This is a genomic window from Moorena sp. SIO3I6, from assembly GCF_010672095.1.
The window spans coordinates 1-1,875 of sequence record NZ_JAAHHU010000960.1 but is presented as its reverse complement, the minus strand read 5'-3'; the positions used below and the strand labels follow the sequence as shown (position 1 = coordinate 1,875).

Here is a 1,875-nt window from a genome sequence, read left to right as displayed (position 1 = left end):
TGGCGAACCTGGCTTGAAAACTCTCTGGCGAGGGCTTTCTACCTTTTACCATTTGTTTGAAGGTTCACAACTTGCTTCTACGTCCTAGTCTCTATCACTGTTTCGACTACTTTTGCCTAATGGATAGTTTTTTAAGGGGGGCTGGGGGGGATCATAATCTTGCGGAAAACTTTGAAAACACGCCCTAGCCCCCCAATTTTGGGGGGAACAAAACTCTCAAGCGATGCAGCGCGGTCTTGGGGGTCTCCCCCATGAGCGACTGCCGTGGTTTACCCCATGAGCGACTGCATCAAGACAAGTCCCCCAGAATTGATACCGTTGGCGAAATTAATATTTCTTTACACAAGAGTAGCAGATGGGTAACTTTAAGTTCATGCTCCCCCAGAATTGGGGGTTGGGGGGCTATAAAGACTGCTGTCTTCAGAGCTGATTCGTAAAGAAAATCTAAAGAAATAAAAAAGTTAAGATAAGTAGATGATAACCTACCAGAGGTTGAATGAATTTCGGTCAATGACACGTCTGCCTCAAATTGCCGCACCGACGAGAAAGCCAAATCCTACGTGATTTAAGTGATACAGAATGGGAGGTTTTGAAACCATTACTACCTGAACCTATTGGCTTTGGACATCCGAGAACAGTTGATTTAAGAGAGATACTTAATGGTGTTTTTTATGTTCAAAGGACAGGTTGTCAGTGGGAAATGTTACCCCATGACTTGCCTCCCGTTTGCCTCTGTATATGGTTATTTCCAGAAGTGGCAGCGACTCCGAATATGGCAGAAAATTCATGATCAGTTACGATCACAAATCAGATTTGGTCAAGGTAGAGAATTACAATCAACCGTTGGGATAGCGGACTCTCAATCAGTCAAGACGACGGAAAAAAGGGGGCAGTCTGCGGCGCATGATGGTGGGAAAAAAGTTAAAGGGCGTAAACGTCACATAGTAGTTGATTCTCTTCGATTACTCATTGGGGTATTAGTAACGGAAGCTAATGGTTCTGAAAGGCTCGGAGCAGTAGTCATTTTGTCTGAAGCACTTGAGAAACTGAAGTTATTAGAAGTGGTCTGGGTGGCTATGCGGTTATTCAGGAAAGAATTTTGCTCAAGCCGTCAAACAGGTATGTGGTGATTCTGTTCGAGTCGAAGTGATAGAAAGGAAATCAAAAGAGTTTGAAATTCTTCCAAAGCGATGGATTGTAGAAAGAACATTTGGTTGGTTAAATCGATTTAGACGCTTGAGTAAAGACTATGAACTATATACACAGATGAGTACAGGAATGATATATGGTTCATTAATTCGTTTGATGACAAGAAGATTAGCTTCTTAATTTTTTGTTTACAAATCAGCTCTAAAGCCAGGGTTCCCCAGACTCCACCGACAAGATGGACAGAAATAGCACCTACTGGATCATCAATTTTCCTCCTGTCCCAGAAGTCCACTGAAAAGACCACAATTATTCCTGCAAGAAAACCTATAGCAATAGCGCTACCAATGCTCACAAATCGACAGGATGCGGTAATGGCTACCAAACCCGACAGTACTCCGTTAATAATCATAGTGGGGTCAGGCTTACTGTGAGGATCCCTTGGGTCAAACCAGGTAGTTAGAGCTGCGGCAATACCCCCTGCACAAGCTGCTGTATTCGTTGTTAGGACAATATGACTAATTGCCTTGGGATCTAAATTCATCGTTGAGCCCGGGTTAAAACCAAACCAGCCTAGCCATAAAATCAAGCAACCTAGAATCGCCAGGCTGAGATTGTGTCCGGGCAGCCCATAGGACACGCCATCTATATATTTACCCTTCCGTGGTCCGAGAAGGTAAACACCCACTAAGGCAGACCAACCGCCTACGGAGTGAACTACGGTTGAAC

The 1,875-nt window shown here is 44.1% G+C and carries 2 pseudogenes; one reads left to right on the top strand and one right to left on the bottom strand.

Annotated elements, in window-relative coordinates:
* The first annotated feature begins 553 nt into the window (after positions 1-553).
* A pseudogene (locus F6K49_RS44960) lies at positions 554-1,329 on the top strand (IS5 family transposase).
* Here the strand turns inward: F6K49_RS44960 and F6K49_RS44955 are convergent.
* Positions 1,229-1,875, bottom strand: a pseudogene (locus F6K49_RS44955) (hypothetical protein); the annotation flags it as partial. The pseudogenes F6K49_RS44960 and F6K49_RS44955 sit on opposite strands and share 101 nt — an antisense overlap.